Source organism: Actinomycetota bacterium (genome assembly GCA_030682655.1).
GTDB lineage: Bacteria > Actinomycetota > Coriobacteriia > Anaerosomatales > JAUXNU01 > JAUXNU01.
Map to the genome: position 1 here is coordinate 1 of JAUXNU010000036.1, position 2,381 is coordinate 2,381.

General features: G+C 65.6%; 3 protein-coding genes and 1 riboswitch. Of the genes, 1 reads left to right on the forward strand and 2 read right to left on the reverse strand.

Annotated elements, in window-relative coordinates; genetic code table 11:
• Together Q8K99_02045 and Q8K99_02050 are read right to left on the reverse strand one after the other, a co-directional pair.
• A partial coding sequence (locus tag Q8K99_02045; protein ID MDP2181337.1) for an NAD-dependent epimerase/dehydratase family protein occupies positions 1-601 on the reverse strand: 601 nt, incomplete at its 3' end.
• Between the two features lie 13 nt (positions 602-614).
• Entirely contained in the window at positions 615-1,334 is a 720-nt protein-coding gene (locus Q8K99_02050) for a class E sortase (protein ID MDP2181338.1), read from the reverse strand.
• A gap of 164 nt (positions 1,335-1,498) precedes the next feature.
• Positions 1,499-1,591: riboswitch (cyclic di-GMP riboswitch) on the forward strand.
• 94 nt (positions 1,592-1,685) lie between these two features.
• Here Q8K99_02050 and Q8K99_02055 point away from each other — a divergent pair.
• Positions 1,686-2,315: a hypothetical protein gene (locus Q8K99_02055; GenBank protein MDP2181339.1), complete on the forward strand. Its 630-nt coding sequence runs from the start codon at positions 1,686-1,688 to the stop codon at positions 2,313-2,315.
• Positions 2,316-2,381: the final 66 nt, after the last annotated feature.

Consider the following 2,381-nt stretch of genomic DNA (forward strand, 5'->3'; position numbering starts at 1 on the left):
CACCGAAGATGATCGGGCGCTCGCCGGCCGCGAGTCGCGCGCAGAAGATCGCAACCACGCCGCCCTCGCCTCGCCAGTCCTGCCTCGGACCATACACGTTGCTGAAGCGGAAGCTCGCGAAATCAACAGCCGTGGACACGATCTCCTCGGCGAGAAACTGCTCCGCGGCAAGCTTCGAGCGACCGTAGGGATTCGCAGGCGCCTTGTGCGCGTCTTCCGAAAGCGGCACCACCGACGGCTCGCCGTAGACGGCCGCCGAAGAGGCCGAGATCATCCGCTTCGCGCCTGCAGCCGCAGCGGCAGCCGCAACCATGCGGGTGCCCTCGGCGTTGACCTGCCAGTCCCGTTCCGGGTCGCGCAACGATTCGGTCACGCTCGCCTGTGCCGCGAGATGGACCACGGCATGCGGGCCGAACTCGGCGATCAGGGCGGGAAACGCCGGATCGAGGATATCGAGCTTGCGAAACCACGCCGCAGGGTGGAGATCCTCGATGGAGCCGGTCGACAGATCGTCGATCACGCCGACCTCGTGCTCACCTGAAAGCGCATGCACGAGATTGCTGCCGATGAAGCCAGCCCCTCCGGTGACAAGAATGCGCATCGGACCCTGCTTCCTACTGCTTACCTGGCGCGGGCGCGTCCGCGAGCACTCGCACGTCGTCGAGTATCGCCTGAACGATGAGCCTGTAGCGCGCGCTGTAGGGTGGATGGCACGCGGTGAGCGTAAGCATGGGCTCCTCGGTATGTGCCACGACATCCACGCGGTCCGGCGTCACTTGAAACGTCCTGACCACCCGGTACCGGTAGCGCCGGTACGGCGAGTAGAAGTCAATCGTATCACCGGCAGCAAGAACGTCGAGGCGGCGGAAGGGCGCCCCGAAGGTCGTGCGATGCCCAGAGATCCCGACATTGCCCGTGGGGCCAGGCAGGTCCGTGAAGCCAATCCAACCCGGACCCCTCTTGAGCGTGGCGCGGGTCGCATGCTTCACGACTACAGTGTCGAGCGCCATTCCTGGAATCACGAGCCTGCCGAAGATACCGCCATCGGGCACACCGAGCCAGTACGCGCGGTCCTGTTCCGCCCACCCGCTGAAATCGAGCACCGGCTTGCCGTCACTCTCGAGTAGTCTCTCGGGACGGGCAGCCGAGACCGCGCCGAGCGAGTCGAGCTCGCCGCGCAGCGTTCGCTGCGAGACAGACGCGCGAATGTTGGTGACGGTGTAGTAGACCGTGAGCCCCAGCGCAACGCCGAGAAACACGTTGCCAAGGGTCCTCGCCGCGGTCCGCGCGAGCGCTCTCGGGACACGCGGACCTGCGATTGCAATCTCGGTCACTGCGTCCCCTTCCTCCCGCGCGTCGTCCGGACGGGCCGTCGTGCTCTAGTTGTTGTTTCCGTCACACGAAATATGTGACGGAGATTACAGATTCGTCGTAAAGATTGTAGCCCCGGGTACCGATAGTTCAGGTGAAGATTGAAAACCGCACATCGCGACATGCTCCCCGACAAAGGCACCGCCGGTCGAAAGGCTGGCTTCGCAAAGTCACGGGTCTAACGGAAGGGTCACCTTCCCACGACAGCCGGACCACCGGGTTCGAGACCGAAGGCCATACGGCCCCGGTTCCACCCAAAGCGAAAAGGGAGGAGCCGGGACCGATGTGCATCAAGGGCTCGAACAGGGGTGTGTGTGACGATGATCATGACGAAGACAACGCGGATCTCCCGCCTGGCTCCCATCGCAGCAGCCGTCGCCATCGCACTCGCGGCTGCCCCCGCAGTTGCGGGCGCACTCGGTGCCGCTCCGGCCAGCGCGACGGTGGCCGTCAAGTTCGCTTCCAGACTCGAAGCCAAGCCAGCCCCGGTCGTGAAGGTCGCCAAGAGCCTCACCCCCGTCGCGGTGAAGGCCGAGACCGCCGCCGTGCAGACGGCATCCCCCAAGGCCGCCGCCCCTGCGCCGGTCGCCCCCCGCATGACCCTCTCCGCGACCACGGTGGCCGGTGCCGCAAAGGCGAGCACGTCTTCGGCGAGCACCCCGACCAAGCGCAGCGTGGCGGCAACCGACGATCTCTCCGAGGCTCGCGCGATTCTCGCCGGCCTCATCTCCCAGCACCCAGTGCTTGCCGGAGTCACAGTCTCCATCGGTACGACCCCGGACGGACACCAGGCAGTGGCGTACTACAAGAGCGGCCGGATCGTCATCAGCCCGACGCACACCGCAAGCCTCAGCAGGATCCTCAAGCACGAGATCTGGCACATCATCGACTGGCGGGACAACGGCCGCATCGACTGGGGCGAGAACGTACCCCCGCGCCAGTAGCGTGAGACTCTCCTCCTTCGCACGCACAACACCCTGCGACGCAGAAGCGAGACCGACTCTCAACAG